This is a genomic window from Variovorax sp. LG9.2 (genome assembly GCF_035018885.1).
Lineage (GTDB): Bacteria > Pseudomonadota > Gammaproteobacteria > Burkholderiales > Burkholderiaceae_C > Variovorax.
Genome location: NZ_JASJXB010000003.1, coordinates 12,110 through 32,807, shown reverse-complemented (window position 1 = coordinate 32,807; position 20,698 = coordinate 12,110). Strand labels below are relative to the sequence as shown.

Genomic DNA, 20,698 nt, shown 5'->3' with positions numbered 1-20,698 from the left:
TGAGCAAGAGTCCCGACTGTTCCGGCGAGCCGCTCGCGGGTGATGCCGACAGCGGTTGGCGCGGGAAGCTCGATCATGCAGGCCCATGACAGAGTGAACTTCACCGTAGCGGATGCAAGGCTCAGGCCATGGTCGGCCGCACGATCGGCTGCGTCACCATCGGAGTTCTTCTGGCGCGCCGCGCAGGGAGTCTGTCAAGTCGACCGGCATTTCCGAGCTCGCCGGGTGGCGGCCGAATGCGCGCGACAGGGGTGCCACGACGATGCCGGTCGTTGCGTGCAGCGCATCGAGGTCGAGCGCCCGGAGTGTCGTGTGCTCGCGCCGGCGCGATTCATCGTGGGGCGTGGACTGGCCTTGCAACCCATGCGGTGCGTCGCCGAGCGAAGGGTGGCACATCAGCACGTCGCCGCTGCGGCATTGCCGCAGCCATTGCGCAAAGGCGTGCTGGTAGTCGCCCTCTTTGGCGGGAAAGGGGTACACGCCGAGCAAGCACCGACTCATCGGAACGCCGTGCTGTTCCGCGAGACGCTGCAGCGCGCCACCGCCCAGCGCATGGATCACTCTCGCCTTGGCGTCGGTCTTGCCGCGCAGCAGCCAGCTTGGCTCGGCAGGCGCCGTGTTGCGCAACCACGGCGGTGCCGCCCGGTACCGGCCCATCAGTTCTGCAATGAGCAGATCGCGCACGCCGGGCAACTGGTGCACGTGACGATGGCCGTCAACGAAGGCGGGCGCCCGACCCATCCGGTCTTCGAAGCTGTTCAACTGAAAACGGATTTCGTCGCGCAACCGCTTGCCGCGCAGCAGACCCAGATAGGCCATGGCGATGAGCGACACCAGGCTGCCATCGCGGCCGCCCGGCGCCGATGGAAAGTCCAGGTCGAGGTGCAGCCCGATGTCGACATGGTCGGCGTCCAGACGCCGCAAATTGCGAGATCCGGTGTGCCAGAAATTGCGCCGAACCATGCAACCGATGGCGGAGATCTTGCCAAGTTCGGCCAGTTCGAGTGCCGCCGCATCGATGCCCTCGCTCAGGCCGAAGTCGTCGGCACAGATGCACAAGAAGCGTTCGTCGCTCATGACGCATCTCCAGTCGATGGGCGTGCTGGCTTGCCGAATTCGACGCAGCCCGCACTTGGACGCTGCGGGCCATCGAAGCGCCAGATGGCTGCCTCCTGGTTGTGCGCAACCGGAACAAAGCGCTGGTCGAGGAGCCAGGGCGAGGTGAGAAACGAAGCCGACGAGCCGACGATCCAGGTGCGCTTCGGCATGCAGAGCACGCGCGGGAGATCTTCTCGATTTACCAGCGTGGTGGCCGCCCTGGCGGGCTCGAATCGGCCCGCGTCGCTCAACTCGTTGCGCCAGTTGTCATGCAGCGGCAAGGCAGGGTCTTGCCAGTCGCTCACGACCATGACCGTGTGCTTCAGCTTCCAGTAGAACGGGATCTCGTAGTAGTAGGCATCGAGCATCACGACCTGATCGTCTGCAGCGATGCGCTCCTCGGCGGGCAGATACAGCCGCGCACCGGGCGGCGTTCCCAGCCGGTCTGCAACGATCACCGAAGCAACGCAGATGACGGCGGCAATGCCGGTCGTCCATTGCAGTTTAGGGCTCGTCATCCACCGCGTCGGTGTCGTGGCACGCAAGGCTCGCGCGATGAACCATGCGAGTGGTGGAAGGGCTGGGAGCACATAGCCGATGAGCTTGGATTTCGGCAACGAAAAGAACACCACGATCACGATGAACCAGACGAGCATCAGCCAGTCGACATCGGAAAATGCGGCGCTTGCAGTGGTAGCGATCGGAGTGTGGCCGCTATGCCGACGCGCAACGGCTTGCCAACCCATCCAGCCAATCCATGGCAAGGTCAGCCCGACGATCACCGGCCCATAGAACCAGAAAGGGTGCGCGTTGTTGAACCCCGCTGCCGCGAAGCGCCTGAAGTGTTGCGTCACGACGAAGTAGTCGTAGAAGCCTGGGTAGCGCACCTGCATGGCAACAAACCACGGCGCTGCGATCAACAGAAAAATGCACCAGCCAGGCCACCACGCGAGCATTCCTGCGGCGCGAAACCGGCGGGTCACGATGCACCATGTCACGAAGATAGCGCCGGGAAGCACGAACCCGATCAGCCCTTTCGCCAGTACGCCCAGCGCTGCCATCGCAAAGGCCAGGGCGAGTGCGCCGCGCCAGGCGCCACCGCGCTCTTTTGCGAGTGCAGCGTGCGCCGCTGCGAGCACCGTCGCGGCGATGCAGCCGGCCACCAGCATGTCGAGGTTGGCGAACTGCGCACCGACGTAGAAGAACGGCAACGTCAACAGCACGACCGTGGCGACCGATGCGCTCACGCCGTCGGCCCAGCGCCGCGCGAAAATGAGCAGCGCGCTGGCGGCCAGCGTGGCGCCCAGTACCGATGGCAAGCGCGCCGGCCACTCCGACACGCCGAAGACCGACATCGACGCCGCGCTGATCCAGTAGAACAACGGCGGTTTATGGAAGAACGGAAGGCCGTCGAGCCGTGGCACCAGCCAGTGGCCCGTTCTCAGCATCTCGAGCGCGACGCCGGCGTAGCGGCCTTCGTCCGGCGCGGTGAAGCGCCGCAAGCCCGCGGTGGCCGCAAGCCATAGGAAGATGATCGCGATGGAGAGGAGGGTGCGGTGCCAGGAGGACTGTCGGAGTGAGTTCTGGATCGACCGCATCACTTCTTGTCGCCTTCCAGCCCGGTGCCTGTGACGCTCCTGACGATGTAGAGCGGCCGCCCTTTCACTTCTTCGAAAACCCGGGCCACGTACTCGCCGACGATACCGGTCGAAATCATCTGCACGCCGATGAAGAACATCAGGCTCACCACGATGGTTGACCAGCCCGAGACGGCGTCCCCGACCACGAAGTGATCGATGATGAGGAACACGCCGTAAGCGAATGCAGGCACAGCCATCAGCAGCCCGAAAATGCTGACCAGCCGCAGTGGCCAGGTGGTGAAAGACGTCAGTCCATCGACTGCCAGATGTACCAAGCGCAGCATGTTGAAGGTGCTGACGCCTTGCGCCCGAGGCGCCGGCGTGTAGGGCAACGGCACCGCCTTGAAGCCGACCCATGCATACAAGCCCTTCATGAACCGGCTGCGCTCGGGCAGGCTCAGCAGCGCATCCACCACCTTGCGGTCCATCAACCGGAAATCGCCGGCATCCTCCGGCAGTTCGAAGCGACCAGACGAGTTGACCAGCTTGTAGAAGAGCTGGCTGCCCCAGCGCTTCAGAGCGGCCTCGTCGGTGCGTGCTTCTCGCACGGCGTAGACGACATCGGCGCCGGCCGACCACTTCTCGATCATCGAGCCGATGAGCGACGGCGAATGCTGCAGATCACCATCGAGCAGGATGACGGCGTCGCCACGCGCTGCTTGGAGGCCTGCGGTCAACGCTGCCTCCTTGCCGAAGTTGCGTGACAGCGAGACACAGCAAAAGCCTTCGAGCTCGCACCATGCGGCAACCACCGAAGCGGTGTTGTCGGTGCTGCCATCGTCGACAACGATGATCTCCCAGCGCAGACGCGTGGCCCACAGGATCTCTTCGAGGCGGGGCAACAGCACGCGCAGATTGGCCGCCTCGTTGAAGCAAGGGATCACGCATGACACGCTGCGTGCTTCGGATGCGTCGATGTGTTGGGGAGCCGGCGTTACGTCGGTCTTCGACGCGGCCGCGTCGATGGCGTCGATGGTGACGTCGCGGACCAGTCTTGGCCCGGCGTGAATCGGCGGCCTCATGAAGCCCTCCACTCGGCATCGTTGGCGAGCTCGCCGGGACGCGATCGTCGTGCAACAAGACGGGCCGCCATCAACGCCGCCAGGCGCACCTCCAGCAACGCGAGCACGCCGGTGAGCGAAGCCGCCAGTGCCATGCCTGCAGCGATGTCGATCGGCGAGTGAACCCCGACATAGATGCGCGCCCATCCGGTCAGTGCTGCCAGAACCAGCACCACCGCACCGACAGGACGCAACGCGGCGCGCAACATGAAAGCGAAGCCGATGAAGAACATCACGGTCGCGTGCGTGCTCGGCAGCGCGGCGCTCGGGCCATGCACGATGTAGGCGGGCACGAGTCCGGCCACGAACGGGCGAGGCATGTCGAGCCAGGCCGCGATCAGATGCGAGAGCAGGGATGCCAGTGCCGCACCGACGACCACTGCTGCAAGGTAAGGCCGCTCGGCGCGCGCATGCCAGCCGGCCCACAGCACGGCCGCGGCGCACAGCGCACTGCCCCACAACGCGAAGACACTTCCCGCAAGGAGTGCCCATGAATTGGGATCGTCACCTGCGGCGATCCATTGCAACAACGCCGTGTTGGTGGCATTCATCATCTCGAAACCTTTCGACCGAAAACAAGGAATCTGTCTGCACACGCGCGCGGACAGGAGTCGACGTCAGGCGACGTCGCTTGTCAGGTCGTCACAGGTGGGGCGGTGTGCGGCGGCTGGGTCCGCCAGAGCACAGTGGGCGGCGGCGCGCCGCTGGTGTAGGGCACGCGCTCGACAATCGTGCGCTCGATGGGGACGAGCAACCGGACCAGCGCGACTGCAAGCGGCAGCAGCAAGAGCACCAGAGCCATCAACACATCGAGTCCATGCGCAAAGGCATTGGGCACATCGATGTGCGCGGCGGCCGGCACATACAGCGTGGTCTCCAGCTCTTTGCTGTGATCGTCCCGATCGTCCGGCGAAAACAGCGCCATCGCTTCGACGTTGCGCACGCGAAAACCCGGCTCGTCTTCCCAGCCGTCTTGCCGGAAATGCGTGAAGAGAAAGGGCTGCAGAACGGTCAGTACGACACCCGCCAGGCACCACCACACGAAGTGTGTTGCAACAAGGCGACGAAGAAGAACGGTAAGCACGAAGAGATTCTATGAGGCACTTCCAATTAGTACCTGAACGTGCTAGTCAGCTTGGGAAATAAATTTGCAGAGATTGCTGGTGCCGGCTCGGGCCGTCTGCGCGCCTTCAGCTGCGGCAGTTGCGCAAGATGAGCCGGTCATGCCGCGACCCCGAAGAGTGAGCCAATACCGAAGGTAATCGCCATCGCCAAACCCGCCCAGAAGGTTACGCGCCATGCCGCAGTCAGCACCGGCGCCCCGCCGGCCCGCGCCGACACCACGCCCAGCAGCGCAGAGAACGCCAGCGACGCCAGGACCACCAGCGCGATCAACAGCGCAGGCGACGCGAGCCAGGCGACCAGCAGCGGCAGCGCCGCACCGATCGAAAAGCTCGCCGCCGACGCGAGAGCAGCCTGGACCGGCCGGGCGCTCAGAGTGGTCGAGATGCCCAACTCGTCGCGCGCGTGAGCGCCGAGCGCATCGTGTGCCATCAGCTGGCGCGCGACCTCTGCAGCGAGTGGCCTGTCGAGTCCGCGCCCGACATAGATTGCAGCGAGTTCGCGGTGTTCGGCGCTCGAATCTGCATCGATCTCGGCCATTTCCTTTCGCAGGTCGGCGGCTTCGGTGTCGGCCTGCGAGTGCACCGAAACGTATTCGCCGGCGGCCATCGACATGGCGCCCGCGACCAGGCCGGCGAGCCCGGCTACCAACACGCTGTGAGGCGTTCCGTGCGCTGCGGCAACGCCGAGGATCAGGCTCGATGTAGAGACGATGCCGTCATTGGCGCCGAGCACGGCGGCACGCAGCCAGCCTATGCTCTCGCTCCGATGCCGTTCGTGGTGTCGAGTGAATGCCTTCATGCGCCCACCTTGTCTTCGGAGCGCAAAAACGGAAGCATCCGCCGCAACGTGCCGTCGCGTCGCAGGTAGTGATGAAACAGTGCCGCGGCGACGTGCAGACCGATCAGGTAGTAACCGACAACGCCCAGCGTCTCGTGGATTTTTTCGATCTGGTGCGCCAGCGTCTTGTCGGGTCCGATGAGCGGAGGAAGGGTCGCGCCGAAGAACGGGATCGTCTGGCCCGATGCGCTGAGCGTGAGCCAGCCGAGCACGGGCATGGCGAGCAGCAATGCATACAGCGCGAGATGCGTCACGGTCGCCACGGCGTTCTGCCAGCGAGGAATTCCCGGCAACGCTTGGGGCACAGGGCCAGACAAACGGTTTGCGACTCGCAGCACGGCGACGGCGAGTACCGAGAGCCCAAGCATGTAGTGCCACATCAGCAGCGCTTGGCGCGGGTCGCTGTTTTCGGGGAAGAAGTCGGTGAGATTGATGCAGGCGTAGACCGCGATCAACTGGAGCACGATCAGCCAGTGCAAAGCGATCGATAGTGAGCCGTAGCGTCGGGTGGAGTTTCTGAGGGTCATGAAATTCGAAGCCTGAAAAGAGGTGTGGAAAGGCGCGCGCGGGGGCGCGCCGCTGGTATGCGGAACGCGCTCGCAAGAGATGCGTCCGGCGGAAACAGCCACCGCAGTAACGCGATGGCGAGGGGCAGCAGCAGCGACACCAGCGCCATGCGAAAGCCTGGTTCGTCTTCCCAGCCGTCCTGACAGAAGTGCGTGAAGAGGAAGGGCTGCAGCGCCGACAGAAGCACGCCGGCAAAGCACCACCAGAAGAAGTGGGTTGCGACGAGTCGACGAAGTCGGGCGGTGATCACCGGCGGATTCTAGAAGCGGGGTGGTACCGCGCGAGCGTGATGCCTGTTGATCCAATCGATGTCACCGCTTCATTTCCAGACGATCGGTGCGAAGCCGCTGTCGACTGTCGGTGACTGCGCGCGCCGCCAGGTACACGGCGCCGGCCGACGCCAGTCCCCCCGCGCCGGTTAGAAGAAAGAGCAGCAATATCTGGTACTTCACAGCCTCGATCGGGTCCATGCCGGCGAGCAGTTGGCCGGTCATGATTCCGGGCAGCGTGATGATGCCAGCGGCCGACATCTGGTTGATGATCGGAATCATGCCGCGCCGGATGGACGATCGTGTCAGTTCGCCCAGCGCCTCGCGCATGGTGGTCCCTAACGCCAGCTGCGCTTCGATGGCTTGCCGGCGATTCACGACGCCTTCGAAAAAGCTGTCGAGCCCGAGCGTTGCCGAATTCAGAACGCTGCCCAGCACGATGCCCATCAACGGAATGGCATAGCGCGGGTCGTACCAAGGCTCCGGCCGGATGGCGGTCATCAACGCCATCACAACTGTTGCCACGCTAGAGATGCCGACGACAGCAAGGCCGATGCGGTAGTTGCCATGTTGCTGCAGACGGCGCTCTGGCCGTACCGCCACTTCACGCGCTGCGGCACCGATCATCAGGAGCACCACGACGACAGTGACGGTCGGCGACTGCAGGCGAAAGACGACTCGCAAGAGCAGCCCCACCAGAAGCAGCTGGACGACCATTCGCGCGGCCGCCCACAGCACCTGTCGATGCAGGCGCAGCCGCAGAACCATCGAAGCAACTGCATTCGCCAGCACCAACACGGCGGCGAGCGCCACGTCGGTCAACTCAAGGTGGACCGTGGTCATGACGCGCGCAGCTGCCGGTCGACGACCGCATAGTGGCGTTGCGCCACGCGATGGGCCTGGTCCCGTGAGTGCGTGACCCACAGCACCGACAAGCCCTGGTCCACATACTTCTGCAGTAACGATTCCATTGCCATCGTCGAAGTCGCATCCAGTGACGCTGTGGGTTCATCGAGCAACAGCACTTTGGGCTCGCGCGCGAGCGACCTGAGCAGCGCAATGCGCTGACGTTCGCCGGTCGACAACCGGTCGACATCGGCATCGAGCGTTGCGTTCGGAAGCCCAAGCAGGGGCTGCAGCAAACGCATCGCGTCGAGCATGGGCCTTGGAAAATGCGCAGCCACCTTCGCTGCCCACCAGACCGGCTCGGCGGTTTGGTACACCACCTGGCTGCGCCACTGCGGCGCAGTCCACGTGTCGCGTTCACGGCCGTTCAACCGAACCTCGCCGACGCCCGGGTCCAGATCGGCAACCAGGCGCAAGAAGAGAGTTTTGCCCGCGCCTGAAGGGCCCATGAGCGACACACATTCGCCGCGGTCGATGTGCAGATCGAAAGGGCCGCCATGGGCCGAGCGCAAGCCGCGCACGCTCAGCTGCGGTAAAGGCAAGTCAGTCATGCCGTCTCAACTTCAGTGAACCTTAAGCAAAGCAGAGCGAACATTCCGATTCGCTGAGATCGCAGTTGCCCAAAAGCTGCGCTGGCTCGCCATAGGAAACCGATTTGACTTCGACAACCCTCGTCCGTATCGCATCCATTCTCGAAAAAGATTTCCATGCCGACCCGCTGCTTGTACTGCCGTCGACTGCGCTTGCTGAACTCGGCCTGGATTCGCTGGCACTCATGGAATTTGTCTTCGCGGTGGAAGACGAGTTCGAACTTCGCATTCCAGAGGATCGCCTCGATCCACGTGAGGCGGGCATCACGTTGCAGCGTTTGTGCGAAGTGATCGACGGGTTGGTGGCCGCACGACCAGAGCCTGCGACAAAATCCAAATGACCGACTGACGGTAAGTTCGCCGGACTTTGCATGAGCTTCTTGCTCACCGCGTGATGCGCTCCGCACGTTGCGGCAGCAGGACAACGCAAACAAGGATGAAGGCAGCCAGTGCGGCGGTCGCGGTATAGCGGCTCATTTCGAGGCCGCCTGCCGCATGGGGCTTGTCCAGCAGGTCGCCCACGGTGGCGCCCAGTGGGCGCGTCAGGATGAACGCCACCCAAAACAAGGCCGTGCGCGAAATACGCGTCCAGAAGTAGGCCGCTCCTACGAGCGCCAGCCCCACCGCGAACACGATGGCGCCGCCTTCGTAGCCGAGGCCCAGTCCGGCATTCGGATCGGCCGCCCAGTCACCGAGCGCGGTGCCCAGCGTCTGTGAAAACATGATGGTTGCCCAGTAGAACACCTCGGCTTTGCGCGTCGTGATGGCTGAGACGGAAACCGATCCGAGCGCCCGATGCCACAGCGCCAAGGTGCCGATCACCAGCAACAAGAGAATCGTGGACCCACCGAGGTACCCGATTCCCAGCGATCGATCGAGCAGGTCGGCGAGGGTGGTTCCTGCGGTCGTGGTGGCCACGATCACGCTCCAGAACAGGAACGGATGAAACCGCGTTGTCCTGATCTGGGCGGCCACCGCGACAACGAAGATGGTCGCGAAAATGGCCGTCCCGACGAGGTAGCCGAGGTGCATCGACATCGTCACGGCGTCGCCAGCCGTTTCCCCGAGGGTCGTCGCGGCGATCTTCACCACCCAGAACCAGAAGGTGACCTCGGCAACTTTTCCGAGTTCGATGTGGGGAGGCTGGTTCATGGATGGTTCTTTGCGAGCGGTCGGCCCAAGGCTGGGCGGAGCACCCAGCTTCGTCGACCTGTGCTTATGGAATGCTTAAGGCAACCCATTCCGGCTTAAGGCGTCCTTAATGATTCTTGCGGGACGATCGTCGCCATGCTTCTTCAAAGATCGGGATGACGCTGGACAACCTGGCTGTCTTCGAGTTGATGTCCGCGGGCTCGCACGCCTCGGCGGTCACGCTCGCCTTGGCTTCTGTACTCGCGCGTCTTGCGGACTGGAGCTTGCCTCTCGCCGCAGTGATTGCGTGGAGGCGAGGGGACAGACGGTTGCGCGTTGACTTGCTGTGTGTGCTGCTTTCAGCAGCAATAGCCTACGCAGTGGTTCTCGTCATCCGCACGAGCGTTTGTGTGCCCGGGTTGGCGAGCGCCAGCTGGACCGCCTTCTCAGGATGCTGGATGGGCCCGGGATCTCCCAACGCACAGGTCGTGCTCTGGTGGAGCGTCGCGCTGGCCTTGGTGCCGTTCGGCCGGCTCGCCTGGCTGAGTTTCCCGCTGTTGACGGTCGGGCTCGGCGCGGGCTGGAGCCTGGTGTACCTAGGGCAGGTCTTCCCGCTCGACGTGCTGAGCGCGTTTCCGGCTGCCGCGGCCGGAGCGCTCGTCACGTGGGCTCTGCGCGCTCTGGTCAGGCCGGCCTGTCATCGTCTGGTCCGTCGCTCCCTTGCATTGACTGCCTGGCGCCACGCCTGAAGGTCGATCCCCGATACTGCGACCATGCGACTGCTCGTTGTTGAAGACGACCCGATGATTGGACGAGCGATACGTCAGGGACTCGTCGCGGCCGGCTATGCAGTCGACTGGGCGGAGGACGGGCGGATCGCGGAGCTCGCGCTGGCCAACGGTGTGTACGACCTGGTGGTACTCGACCTGGGTCTGCCGGCACGCGATGGCATGACGGTGCTCGAAGAACTCCGTCGCTCGGGCAACCATGTTCCGGTCATCATCGTGACGGCCAGGGACGCCGTGGACCAGCGCATTGCCGGACTCAATGCGGGCGCTGACGACTACCTGTTGAAGCCTTTCGATCTGGATGAATTAATTGCTCGTGTGCGCGCCCTGTTGCGACGACGCTCCGGCGTCGGTTCATCGCTTTTGACGGCAGGCGCCTTGAGTCTGGACACCGTGCGCAAGTCCGTCACGAAGGAGGGCGCCCCGGTGTCGTTGTCGGTGCGGGAGTTCGCTTTGCTCGAGGTCTTGATGCAGCAGCCCGGAGCGGTGCTCTCACGCGAGAAACTCGAGGAATCCATCTACGGATGGGACGACGATATCGGCAGCAACGCGATCGAGGTGCACCTGCACAACCTTCGGAAGAAGCTGGGAGCACAAGCCATCGTGAACGTGCGTGGCGTTGGCTACAGGTTGGCGGAGTAGCCCGGTGAGATCACTGCGTGGCGACCTGATGAAGTGGCTGCTCGGGGCATTGGGCTTCGGCTCTCTCGTGCTCGTGATGGTCGCGTACGTCGTGACGCTCGGCGAAATGAACGAGGTGCTGGACGAAAACCTGAGAGAGGTCGCCGAGGCGGTGGCGCAGTACCACGCGAGCGCGCAGGTGACGGCCAAGCCGCTGCCCGCGATGCCAGGCGGCCAAAGCGACGATGACGGCGACCTGGTGAGCCTGGTCTGGCAACGTGACGGCACACCCGTTTTTTCTTCCAATCCGCGCTTCGCTTTGCGTTTCACGGATGTGCCGGGGCCGGGCCGTTTCGAGGTCGCTGGCCAGGAATGGCGGACCTACACCGTCGTGCTGACCGACACCGTGGTGCAGGCGGCGCAGCGTACGACCGCGCGTCACCAGATGGCCGTTGAATCGGCGTCGAAACTTTTCATTCCATTGGTTGCGCTGATCATCTTGCTCGCCGGACTCATCGTTGTAGCGCTGCGGCGTGGCATGCGTCCATTGGACGAAGCCACCGGCCAGATCGCGCGTCGCAGCGCGCTCAGTCTGGAGCCGATCGCCAGCGAAAACATGCCACGCGAGATGCAGCCGTTGGTCGCCGCGTTCAACGAACTGATGCAGCGGCTGTCCAATGCCTTTTCGATGCAGCGGCGCTTCGTGGCGGATGCTGCACACGAACTTCGCTCGCCCGTCACAGCGCTGCGGCTGCAGCTCACCTTGCTGGACCGCGCGGCCGATGCTGCGGGGCGCGTCGCCGCGTCCGCTGACCTCCGGCTGGGCATTGAACGCTCCGAGCGTCTGGTCGAGCAACTGCTGCAGCTTTCACGCGCACAACCCGATGTGGACCTGCACCATGTCGAGCGTCTGAGTCTCGGCGATCTGGTGCGCTCCGTCGTCGCGGAATTCCATCGTGAGGCCGTGGCACGCGGCATCGACCTCGGCGCGTCGACGACCGAAGGCATCTCAGTGGATGGCGACGCCATGCAGCTGAGAGTGTTGCTCAACAATCTGGTGCGAAACGCCTTGCGGTACTCACCCGACGGCAGCCGTGTCGATGTCGTCGCCGCCATCGAAGAGGGGAGACCGGTGCTGCGGGTGATCGACAACGGTCCTGGTATTTCGGCGACTGACCGAGACCACGTCTTCGAGCGCTTCCGTCGCGGCAGTGCATCGCATGTGCGCAAAGGCGATCCCGCTGGCAGCGGCCTGGGCCTGGCCATCGTGCATGCCATCGCGCTACGCCATGGCGCCATCGTGAGTCTGCACTCCAGCCTGGAGGTGTCGCCGGGCCTCGAGGTCCGGGTCACGTTCGGTTAGCCGGTTGTCGTGCCCTCAATGTTGCGCGTCGTTCGCCTTGAGTTCGAGGTAGGTCGCTCGATCGATCTCGTGCAGCTGCCGCGGATACTTCTCAGTGTCTGAGAACCATGAATTGCGCGCGCTTTCGGGGTCCTTGGTCGCATTGACATGGGCGTCCAACGCCAGAAAGTAGCGCATTGCATTGCGCTCGACGAGCCCGTGGGTTCCGCCGACGTACTCGGGCGTTCCTTCGGGAGTCTGGCCGATGACGGTGAAGCCGACCTTCGATCTCCCGAACGTCGCGAGGTATGCCTGCATGGCGGTATGTGCCAAGAAGTTCTCCTCATACGAATACGAGAAATGCAGAAAGCTGTGTGATGCATCGGCGGGCACGGCCTCCACCACGATGCGATAGTTGCTCGTCCCCAAAGGCCCGGAGTTTGCCGCGAGCCGCACCTCCAGATGCTGCGCCGTTTTGTCGATGAGGTTGAATACGAACGGGAGCTGAAATGCGTTTTCGACAGGCTGGTCGTACTTGCGGACAACGCTCAGAGTGATCTCCGCGCCCGAGGGACCACTCGCCACAGTGCACTTGCGATTGTTGATGTGCAACAGCATGGTTTCGCACCATTGAGTAGGCGTCCCCAGCAACGTCACAAGCGCTCCCATGGGCTGATCGACGATGGCATAGACGTCGCCTTTAAGCCCGTCAGATGTCTCGCTGGACTTGAGCAGCATCGGCCGCTTCAAGGACGAGCCAGCCAATTCGGCCCGCATCAAACCCAGCAAGGTCGAAAGACGCGCCCCATCGGAGGCACGAACAGGCAGAGCCAAGGCGCAGACCGCGCACGCGACGATGGCACCGCGCAAGCGTCGCATCGGTCTGCGGTCTGAAACGGGGCCAGTTCGACACAGGAACGCAAAGACTCGCATTGAAAGCAAAAAAAGGGACAGACGTGAGGGCACTGCAGTGTCGGAAGCTTCGGCTTAAGGAACACTTAATCTGCCCACCGTATCTCATCTCTGCTCTGCTTCCAAAACGAGCAGCCGGACAGATACAGAGCATCCTGTCCCACGACGACAAGGGAGGTTAGGGAGCACGCTCAGTTTTGACATTTAGAGGAAAAAAGAATGGCTGTTAAACCCGATCGCATGTCGAGTGAGCGACTCCATCGTCATTTGGCAGCGTTCAATGCGAACCGTTTAGCGCCAGGCCTGCCGTCATCGGACTGGGAAGACGAGCTCCAACGGGAATATTCGAATCGCGTGACGGAAGGGCGCGATCTGGAAAAACTGCGCCTTGCGGTCGCACCGATTGCTTTCGAAGCCGCAGGTGACAGCGACCACTTTGTTCGTTGGTTCGAGAACCTTGCCGTCATCGGCCCTGGGCAAGGACATCCGCTTTTTGCCTGGCTTGCGGAGCAGGCCGACTTTGCGCAAATGCGGTGGTTCCTCACGCAGGAAGCGGCTGGCGAGGCGGGCTTCGAAGACCTGCTTGCCTACGCACAGGTGAAGCTGCCGCCTCGAGCGAAGCTGGAGTGCGCCCGCAACTTCTGGGATGAGATGGGCCACGGCAAGCAAGGCGCCATGCACAGCCAAATGCTGGACAACATGGTGAACGAACTCGGTCTTCAACCCGCCGTTGCCACGACCGTTTGGGAATCCCTTGCGCTGGCCAACACGATGGTCGGTCTTGCGACCACGCGCCGCTATGCGTATCACGCGCTCGGCGCGCTCGGGGTCATCGAACTGACTGCGCCAGCTCGCGTGAAGCAGGTGGCAGCTGGCATGCGGCGTCTCGGATTGAGCGGCCACACCCGCGCCTATTTCGATTTGCATGCAGCGCTGGACATCTCGCACGCAAAGGCGTGGATTCGCGAAGTCATCCGTCCGTTAGTTGAGGCCAACCCGGCGTGCGCGCAGGCGCTGGCTGAGGGTGCATTGATGCGGCTTCGGTGCGGCGAGCGTTGCTTCGAGCGCTATTTTGAAGACTTGCGTTGTGACAAGCAGGCCGGCCATGCGCCTGCGGTTGGGCTTGCCCTGTGCTGAGCACCATAAGCGCAGCCGCTGTGCTGCGTCTGGTTGCGGACAGAGGCTACCGTTTTACCGCGGTCACACCACTCACCCATCAACGCGTGAAAGATAAGCGCGGCGCGGATCCCGGCCAGACCCTGCGTGACGTCTTCGGTTGGAACACGCCCTTCTCGGCGCGAGCCCTGCCTCCAGCGCTTTTCAGCGAGATGGCCCGCGCAGGCCTGCTGCAGCAGGTGGGTTCGCTCTGGCGCAGTACCCTCCGAATCGCCAGCATCGACGACGATTTGTTTCTGCACTCGGCTTACCCTACTGTCGGGGCTGATGCTGTGTTCTTTGGGCCCGACACCTACCGGTTTGCCCGTTTCATGAAACAGGCGCTGGGTCAGCGTGTTGCGAACATGCGCCGCGGCACGCTCGTGCGCGTATTGGATATTGGTTGTGGCAGCGGTGCCGGGGGCATTGTGGTGTCGCGTGCACTGGCGGCAGCGGGGATGACATCGACGTTGACCATGAACGACATCAATCCGGCCGCATTGGCTCTCACCGCCGCAAATGCAGAGGTTGCCGGCGTCGCGGTGACGCTGGCGCTCGGCGATGCGCTGTCGGCGGTTGAAGGTAATTTCGACCTGATCGTGTGCAACCCGCCGTACCTGGACGACGAAGGACAGCGAAGCTACCGTCATGGCGGCGCAAACCTTGGTCGCGCGCTCGGGCTGCGCATCGCGGCAGCTGCGCTGCAGCGGTTGGCGCCTGGCGGGCAGTTGCTCTTCTACACCGGGGTGGCCATGGTCGACGGTGAGGACCCCTTCCTGGCTGAGATGGTTCCATTGCTGACGGCCGCCCGCTGCGATTGGCGTTACGAAGAAATCGACCCCGACGTATTTGGCGAAGAAATCGAACGGCCAATTTATGCGCACATCGACCGCGTTGCGGCCGTCGGCCTGGTCGCCACGTGCCCGTTCGAGCAGGCCAATTGACGCGCGTGATTGCCACTGAGCATGCGCCGATGAATGGCGGAGATGCGCGCGTCGCTGGGACATCGGAGTGCAGTTTGCTCGAGCGCATGCCCAAATGGCTTATCTGCGTGCCTATCGTTGCGCAGTGGCTCTGGCTGTCGTTTCGGTACGGCAGCGCTACGCTGCCCTCGGCCGCCAATCCGAACATCACCGCAGGCGGTCTGGTCGGCGAAGGCAAGCTCGAGTACTTCAAAGGCATGGGGCCGCTAGCGAGCTCCGTCATCGCCCCGCACTGCGCGGTGTTCAACGACGGTGCGCTCTCGGAGTCGTCGTTGGCGATCGCAATGAAGAGTGCCGGCTTGTTCTTTCCGATCGTGGTCAAGCCGGATCTTGGGCTGTGTGGTTATGGCGTTCAGCTGCTTGAAGACATGACTGCGCTCAGGACCTATCTTTCGCGATTTCCCATCGGAGAAACCGCCGTGCTTCAGCGCTACTTGCCGCAAAAGGGCGAGGCAGGCATTTTTTATGCGCGCGATCCCCTCAGTGACCGCGGCCGCGTGATCGGCTTGGCACTGCGTTATTTTCCTCGTGTGACTGGGGATGGGTACAGCACTGTGGCAGAGCTGATCGCGGCGGATCCACGTGCACAACGGGTCAGATCTTCGCCGCGACATGTATGTCCCGTGCCGCTGACGGCGGTGCCATGCGCTGGGGAAGAGGTGCGTCTGGCGACCATCGGCTCGACTCGTGTCGGTGGACTGTATCGCGACGGTGCAGCGCACATTACGCAGCAACTCACGAAAGCCATCGATGCGGTGGCCCGCGACATGCCCGAATTTCACTTCGGACGCTTCGACGTGCGATTCGACAACTTGGAGGAACTCTCTGCCGGGCGTGGTTTTACTGTCATGGAGATCAACGGCGCAGGATCAGAAGCGATCGAGGCATGGGACCCCGGCACGGATGTGCTGCAAGGGTTTCGCATGATATTTGCCAAGCAGCGACTTTTGTTTGCGATTGGTGCTGCGCAGCGCAATGCCGGAACACGGCCGATCGGCCTGTTGGAACTTGCAAGACTCAACCGGCGCCAGATCCGACTGATCAGGCTCTATCCGCCTTCTAATTGAGTGCCGAGTGCCCACCCACGCCACCTTGATCACACAGTGGGCCGACTCCGAAGCCGAAGTTCGGGAGGCTCAGCGCCTGCGGTATCTGGTGTTTGCACAGGAAATGGGCGCGCGCCTCACACCACCGGAAGGCACCCCGTCCGGGGTCGACGCGGATCGATTCGATCCTTACTGCGACCACCTGCTGGTGCGTGCAGTTGGTTCCGACCATGCCGCAGGGCTGCTCATCGGAACGTACCGCGTGCTGACGCCAATGGCCGCTGAACGCGCCGGCGGTTTCTACACTGACACCGAGTTCGACCTCGCACCGTTGCACGCGCTGCGCAGTCGTGCAGTGGAACTCGGCCGCTCGTGTGTGCATCCGGCCTGGCGTTCGGGAGCGGTGATCATGGCCTTGTGGACTGCGCTGGGACACTACATGGTCAGGCGCGGACTGGACACCATGATCGGTTGCGCCAGCATTGGCCTCGATGATCACGGCGCGACGGCCAGCCGGCTGTGGCGCCGTCTGTGTCATACCCATCTGGTCGAGCAGCAGTGGCGAGTCCAGCCGCGCGTTCCCTTGCCGCTTGCCGCTGCAAACGACGGCGATCGCAGCGACGCGCCCTGCGATGCGCCGCCACTGATCAAAGGGTATCTGAGATGCGGGGCCCGTCTGCTCGGCCCTCCCGCATTCGACGTGAAGTTCAATACCGCGGACCTGCCGCTGATCCTGCGAATGGACGACGTGACGTCGAGGTATCGCCGGCACTTTTTCGACATGACGACAAGTGCGGTCTTGTGAAAAAGCGGGTGCTGCTGCCAGTGTTGCTGGCGCAATTTTTCAGCTCACTCGCGGACAACGCACTGCTGACAGTTGCCATTGCGCTACTCATCTCGCGAGGTGCACCGGACTGGATGACACCCGCGCTCCGCGTAGCTTTCTATGCTTCTTATGTGTTGCTGGCGGCTTTTGCCGGCGCAGTGTCGGATGCCGCCCCAAAAGGCCAGGTCATGCTGATCACCAATCTGGTCAAACTCGTTGGCTGCGGACTTTTGGCTTGGGGCGTACAGCCGCTGCTTTGCTATGCGCTGGTGGGCCTTGGGGCGGCCGGCTATGGACCGGCCAAATACGGCATCCTGCCTGAATTGTTGTTGCCTGAAGATCTGGTTGCGGCGAATGGCTGGATCGAGGCGACTACGGTCGTATCGATCGTGGCCGGTCTGGCACTGGGCGGTGTGCTGGTCGAGACGCAAAGCGCGTTACCGGTCATTGCTGCAATTTTCCTGGCCTCCGCCATCGTCACGGTCTTGATTCCGCGAAGCCACGCCCGAAATCGCGCAGCGCTGGCGAATCCACGCCAACTGATTTTGTGTTTTGTGGATGCACTTGCCCTGCTGTGGCACGACCGGCAAGCACGCGCCTCGCTGGCCGTCACCAGCCTGTTCTGGGCGGCGGCGGCAGTACTTCAATTCATGGTGTTGCGCTGGGCTGGCGAACGACTAGGACTGCCCCTTTCACGAGCCGCGTTGTTGCAACTCGCCGTAGCGATCGGAATGGTGGCTGGAGCCATTGGAGCGGTACGTTTCGTAACTCTGAAGCGAGCGTTGCGCACACTGCCACTCGGCTTGCTGCTCGGGGCACTTGTCACCCTCATGGCATTCGCGACAGACGTCACTGTCGCTTTCGCATTGCTGTTGCTGATCGGAGCGTTGGCCGGGTTGCTGCTGGTGCCAATGAATGCCGTGCTGCAGAGCCGCGGCTTGCTGCTAATGCAACCCGGCCAATCGATCGCAGCCCAACATTTCTATGAGAGCCTGGCGTCGTTGTTGATGCTCGGGCTCTACGGGCTGCTGGTTGCGATGCAACTGCCTCTCATCGGCATATTGGTGGGCTTCGGCGCATTGTTAATCATGGCGTCGACTTGCCTGATTTTCGCCGGCGCCGATTCCAGCCGCGCTATCTGCTAACGACATGCCTGTGCTCGCCTGTAGTGCAAGCTCACATGCCTGCTGGCCCCAATGGTTTTCGCTGACGAGTTTCCCATCCGCAGATCGAGCTCTCCGCTCTTGATCCCTATCGGAGTGTCGCCGTCAAGGGCCGAACGCTCTGTCCCATCACACGCGTGTTCGCTTGCTCTCCTTCAAACTGCTTGTTCCGTTGTCTTCGTTCTGTTGTGGTCGTCCGTGCTCAGGTAAGCATCGCCGCGCTTGCTGGTGCCCAGCTGCGCTACCCGTCCACCGGTGCCGGTCTGGCGAGGGACCAATCCGACCCACGCTGCAAACTCCCCGAGCGCGATGGCTTCGCCTGGGTAGAGCTGCGCAAGGTGCCAATTTTTTGCGCGCGGAGACACGTAGGCGGAACAGGCCATCTGTATGGACTGTGTGTATGCACGCTGACCGATCGGTGCCCTGCCGCACAGACAGGAGCACCGGGAAGTCGCAGTCTGCTTGCTTGCCGTTCTGCCCCTCTCTAACCGACGCCTTCATGTTTCAACGAAGTGCTCTCGTTGCCGAGGTCGCCGAGGCTTACCGTTTCGCGCTTTATAGCCTCAGGCGTTGCCTTTGCGAGGGAAATGCCGCCGCCCGATCAACTCTGGCAGCCGCGCCGCATGCAACATGGCTACCGAGACGTTGGGTCGGGGAGGCCTTCCGGAGGCGCGACCAGAGCAAGTTTCGGCAATGCCAGCCTCCGGCAGGCGACCACGGATCGTTCGGCACTACTCGCACTGGTGCGGTCGCAGCCTACGCGTTGAAGTGAATACCTCGGTGTACGCAGCCAATCAAATGAAGGAGCTGGCATGAGCGGCGCGCCCCGGATCCCGCACACACACGATCCCTTGGCCGCGAAGCTGAGCGCCGCCGATGATCGCGTCCTGCTTACGAAATGGTTGCCGCCACAGGCAGGCGTAGTGCCGAAGGTTCGATTCGGCCGGCATTGGGTGAATGCGCTTTGGGCTTTGCCGCTGGTCTTCGTACTGATCGTCATTGGCGTGGCCGCGTCTCAAGCATTGCGACACGTCCCGGTGGTGCAGGAATTTTTAGTGCGCTATCCGGGCATTTCGACCTCCGCATTGCCGGTTACGACGGGCTTCCCAGCCTTGTTGCGGTTGCTGCATTTCCTCAACCTGTTTTTCATGGCTTTCATCATCCGTGCCGGCGTGCAAATTCTTGCCGACCACCCGCGGCTGTACTGGAAGCGCGACTGCACACCCGGGACCGAATGGTTTCGCTTCCAGGCCGCAGTGCCGACCGGTCGAATCTGGACCGCGAAGGACGACTCGGTCACCTTGCCTTCCTGGCTTGGCATACCCGGGATCCGTCACTCGATAGGCCTCGCGCGCTGGTGGCACTTTTCAGTGACGCTGCTCTGGATGATCAACGGAATCCTTTACTACGTTTTTCTGTTCACCACTGGCCAGTGGCTGCGCATCGTGCCGACGACATGGAGCGTTTTTCCGAACGCCGTCTCGACGGCGCTGCAATATCTCTCACTTACGTTTCCCGTCGATGAGAGTTGGACTCGGTACAACGGCTTGCAGCAGCTCGCTTATTTCATGACCGTATTCGTAGCTGCACCCACGTCTATCGTTACCGGCTTGATGCAAAGCCCGGCGATCTCGAACCGGCTCGGCTGGTTCGGCCGCGCACTGAACCGGCAGAAGGCTCGCTCAATCCATTTCATCGCGCTCTGGTGGTTTCTGCTCTTTATCCTCGCCCATGTCACTCTCGTCTTCATCACCGATGCTCGCGTCAACCTGAACATGATGTGGGCCGGTGTGCGTGATAACTCGTGGAGCGGCTTTGCCATCTTTGTCCCCGCCATCTCGCTGGTTGCTGTCGCCTGGTGGTGGGCCTCGCCGTTTACCTTGCGCCATGCACGGCTCGTGCAAAGGATCGGCGAATTCATGAGCCGGCCGTTCGGTGTTGCCACCCAGTCGTGGGACGCGAAGAGCCAGCTCACCGAGCAAGACATTTCGCCGCACTTCTGGCCCAACGGAACGATGCCAAACTCGACCGAGTTCGATGCGCTGGTCGCGACTGAATTCGCCGATTTCCGGCTGCGGATCGGCGGCCTGGTCGAAAACCCTGTCGAGCTGTCTTTCGCCGAGCTGAAGGCGATGCCCAAGCAAGAGCAGATCACGACCCACTTCTGCATCCAGGGCTGGTCGGGCGTAGCCAAGTGGGGTGGCGTGCCGGTGCGCGACATCCTCGATCTCGTCAAGCCGACACCCGAGGCCCGCTACGTCGTTCTCTACTCGTTGGCCGACGGTGGCGACGGCGGCCGTTACTACGACACACACAGCTTGGCGAACATGCGCCACGAGCTGACGATCCTCGCCTACGAAATGAACGGCGCCCCGGTCAGCGTGCTGCATGGCGCACCGCTTCGGCTGCGCTGCGAAAACGAGGTCGGCTTCAAGATGGTCAAGTGGATTGCGGCCATCGAGCTCGTGCACGATTTCGCCGATCTCGGCGCGGGCCAAGGCGGCTACAACGAAGACCACGAATTCTTTGGCTACCGCGTGCCGATCTGATTGGGTCTGACGCCGCATCCGTAGCGTCAATTTCTGGTGGCCCAGAGCGGATATCGTCTTGCTTCGCAGCCAACGCAACGCGTGCCAGC

General features: G+C 62.7%; 22 protein-coding genes and 1 pseudogene. 10 read left to right on the top strand and 13 right to left on the bottom strand.

Going from position 1 to position 20,698, the window contains the following annotated elements; translation table 11 throughout:
• Positions 1-153: 153 nt before the first annotated feature.
• The 10 genes from QN413_RS03755 to QN413_RS03710 form a co-directional block, all read right to left on the bottom strand.
• Complete coding sequence (locus tag QN413_RS03755) at positions 154-1,077, bottom strand: ChbG/HpnK family deacetylase (protein WP_323495316.1); 924 nt, start codon at positions 1,075-1,077, stop codon at positions 154-156.
• Positions 1,074-2,696: a glycosyltransferase family 39 protein gene (locus tag QN413_RS03750; RefSeq protein ID WP_323495545.1), complete on the bottom strand. Its 1,623-nt coding sequence runs from the start codon at positions 2,694-2,696 to the stop codon at positions 1,074-1,076. The genes QN413_RS03755 and QN413_RS03750 overlap by 4 nt, the downstream gene beginning before the upstream one ends.
• Positions 2,696-3,760, bottom strand: coding sequence for a glycosyltransferase family 2 protein (locus tag QN413_RS03745; protein WP_323495315.1), 1,065 nt, complete (start codon positions 3,758-3,760; stop codon positions 2,696-2,698). The genes QN413_RS03750 and QN413_RS03745 overlap by 1 nt, the downstream gene beginning before the upstream one ends.
• Complete coding sequence (locus QN413_RS03740; protein ID WP_323495314.1) at positions 3,757-4,350, bottom strand: phosphatase PAP2 family protein; 594 nt, start codon at positions 4,348-4,350, stop codon at positions 3,757-3,759. The genes QN413_RS03745 and QN413_RS03740 overlap by 4 nt, the downstream gene beginning before the upstream one ends.
• A gap of 83 nt (positions 4,351-4,433) precedes the next feature.
• Positions 4,434-4,883, bottom strand: a complete 450-nt coding sequence (locus tag QN413_RS03735; RefSeq protein WP_323495313.1) for a hypothetical protein — start codon at positions 4,881-4,883, stop codon at positions 4,434-4,436.
• 137 nt (positions 4,884-5,020) lie between these two features.
• Positions 5,021-5,722: a VIT family protein gene (locus tag QN413_RS03730; RefSeq protein WP_323495312.1), complete on the bottom strand. Its 702-nt coding sequence runs from the start codon at positions 5,720-5,722 to the stop codon at positions 5,021-5,023.
• Positions 5,719-6,288 (bottom strand): cytochrome b, encoded by a 570-nt coding sequence (locus QN413_RS03725; protein WP_323495311.1) that lies wholly within the window; start codon positions 6,286-6,288, stop codon positions 5,719-5,721. Before QN413_RS03725 ends, QN413_RS03730 begins: the two co-directional genes overlap by 4 nt.
• Positions 6,285-6,578 (bottom strand): hypothetical protein, encoded by a 294-nt coding sequence (locus QN413_RS03720; protein ID WP_323495310.1) that lies wholly within the window; start codon positions 6,576-6,578, stop codon positions 6,285-6,287. The genes QN413_RS03725 and QN413_RS03720 overlap by 4 nt, the downstream gene beginning before the upstream one ends.
• A gap of 61 nt (positions 6,579-6,639) precedes the next feature.
• On the bottom strand, positions 6,640-7,440 hold the full coding sequence (locus QN413_RS03715) for an ABC transporter permease (protein WP_323495309.1): 801 nt from the start codon (positions 7,438-7,440) through the stop codon (positions 6,640-6,642).
• On the bottom strand, positions 7,437-8,054 hold the full coding sequence (locus tag QN413_RS03710) for an ABC transporter ATP-binding protein (protein ID WP_323495308.1): 618 nt from the start codon (positions 8,052-8,054) through the stop codon (positions 7,437-7,439). The genes QN413_RS03715 and QN413_RS03710 overlap by 4 nt, the downstream gene beginning before the upstream one ends.
• 104 nt (positions 8,055-8,158) lie before the next feature.
• Between QN413_RS03710 and QN413_RS03705 the strand changes: the two genes are divergently transcribed.
• Entirely contained in the window at positions 8,159-8,434 is a 276-nt protein-coding gene (locus QN413_RS03705) for a phosphopantetheine-binding protein (RefSeq protein WP_409053358.1), read from the top strand.
• Between the two features lie 43 nt (positions 8,435-8,477).
• Here the strand turns inward: QN413_RS03705 and QN413_RS03700 are convergent, their stop codons facing one another.
• The gene (locus QN413_RS03700; RefSeq protein ID WP_323495307.1) at positions 8,478-9,245 is read right to left on the bottom strand and encodes a hypothetical protein; all 768 of its coding nucleotides are present in this window, start codon (positions 9,243-9,245) and stop codon (positions 8,478-8,480) included.
• Positions 9,246-9,682: 437 nt separating this feature from the next.
• On the opposite strand from QN413_RS03700, the gene QN413_RS03695 reads away from it, so the two are divergent.
• From QN413_RS03695 to QN413_RS03685, 3 genes are read left to right on the top strand one after another with little or no spacing between them, the layout of a single operon-like run.
• Positions 9,683-9,973, top strand: coding sequence for a hypothetical protein (locus tag QN413_RS03695; protein ID WP_323495306.1), 291 nt, complete (start codon positions 9,683-9,685; stop codon positions 9,971-9,973).
• 24 nt (positions 9,974-9,997) lie between these two features.
• Complete coding sequence (locus tag QN413_RS03690) at positions 9,998-10,654, top strand: response regulator (protein WP_323495305.1); 657 nt, start codon at positions 9,998-10,000, stop codon at positions 10,652-10,654.
• A 4-nt stretch (positions 10,655-10,658) separates the two neighbouring features.
• Positions 10,659-11,996 carry an ATP-binding protein gene (locus QN413_RS03685; RefSeq protein ID WP_323495304.1) on the top strand — a complete coding sequence of 446 codons (1,338 nt, stop codon included), beginning with the start codon at positions 10,659-10,661 and terminating at the stop codon, positions 11,994-11,996.
• 15 nt (positions 11,997-12,011) lie between these two features.
• Here QN413_RS03685 and QN413_RS03680 read toward each other — a convergent pair whose 3' ends face one another.
• Positions 12,012-12,854, bottom strand: a complete 843-nt coding sequence (locus QN413_RS03680; RefSeq protein WP_323495303.1) for a hypothetical protein — start codon at positions 12,852-12,854, stop codon at positions 12,012-12,014.
• 252 nt (positions 12,855-13,106) lie between these two features.
• Here QN413_RS03680 and QN413_RS03675 point away from each other — a divergent pair, with 252 nt between their 5' ends.
• The 5 genes from QN413_RS03675 (at position 13,107) to lplT (ending at position 18,042) form a co-directional block, all read left to right on the top strand.
• Entirely contained in the window at positions 13,107-14,024 is a 918-nt protein-coding gene (locus tag QN413_RS03675; protein ID WP_323495302.1) for an iron-containing redox enzyme family protein, read from the top strand.
• A gap of 20 nt (positions 14,025-14,044) precedes the next feature.
• Positions 14,045-14,986 carry a class I SAM-dependent methyltransferase gene (locus QN413_RS03670; protein WP_323495301.1) on the top strand — a complete coding sequence of 314 codons (942 nt, stop codon included), beginning with the start codon at positions 14,045-14,047 and terminating at the stop codon, positions 14,984-14,986.
• A 278-nt stretch (positions 14,987-15,264) separates the two neighbouring features.
• Positions 15,265-16,092: a hypothetical protein gene (locus QN413_RS03665; protein WP_323495300.1), complete on the top strand. Its 828-nt coding sequence runs from the start codon at positions 15,265-15,267 to the stop codon at positions 16,090-16,092.
• Between the two features lie 7 nt (positions 16,093-16,099).
• The gene (locus QN413_RS03660) at positions 16,100-16,876 is read left to right on the top strand and encodes a GNAT family N-acetyltransferase (RefSeq protein ID WP_323495299.1); all 777 of its coding nucleotides are present in this window, start codon (positions 16,100-16,102) and stop codon (positions 16,874-16,876) included.
• Positions 16,873-18,042 carry a lysophospholipid transporter LplT gene (lplT, locus tag QN413_RS03655; RefSeq protein ID WP_323495298.1) on the top strand — a complete coding sequence of 390 codons (1,170 nt, stop codon included), beginning with the start codon at positions 16,873-16,875 and terminating at the stop codon, positions 18,040-18,042. The genes QN413_RS03660 and lplT overlap by 4 nt, the downstream gene beginning before the upstream one ends.
• A 215-nt stretch (positions 18,043-18,257) precedes the next feature.
• Here the strand turns inward: lplT and QN413_RS03650 are convergent.
• A pseudogene (locus QN413_RS03650) lies at positions 18,258-18,359 on the bottom strand (transposase); the annotation flags it as partial.
• 624 nt (positions 18,360-18,983) lie between these two features.
• Between QN413_RS03650 and QN413_RS03645 the strand changes: the two are divergent.
• On the top strand, positions 18,984-20,609 hold the full coding sequence (locus tag QN413_RS03645) for a molybdopterin-dependent oxidoreductase (protein WP_323495297.1): 1,626 nt from the start codon (positions 18,984-18,986) through the stop codon (positions 20,607-20,609).
• Positions 20,610-20,698: the final 89 nt, after the last annotated feature.